The 203-nt window shown below is 43.8% G+C and carries 1 protein-coding gene; it reads left to right on the forward strand.

All coding sequences use genetic code 11. The features are described from left to right. The coding region (locus H5125_RS22045) for a hypothetical protein (RefSeq protein WP_409086102.1) at positions 1 to 203 on the forward strand (203 nt) is incomplete at both ends.

The following is a 203-nucleotide window of genomic DNA, read 5'->3' on the forward strand; positions in this document are numbered from 1 at the left end:
CAAACAGCTAAAATCCCGGGCGTTAAACTGCTTAACACTCAAACAGCTAAAATCCCGGGCGTTAAACTGCTTAACTCTCAAACAGCTAAAATCCCGGGCGTTAAACTGCTTAACACTCAAACAGCTAAAATCCCGGGCGTTAAACTGCTTAACTCTCAAACAGCTAAAATCCCGGGCGTTAAACTGCTTAACACTCAAACAGC

Origin of the sequence: Shewanella sp. SR44-4, assembly GCF_014163715.1 — a bacterium.
Classification (GTDB): domain Bacteria; phylum Pseudomonadota; class Gammaproteobacteria; order Enterobacterales; family Shewanellaceae; genus Shewanella.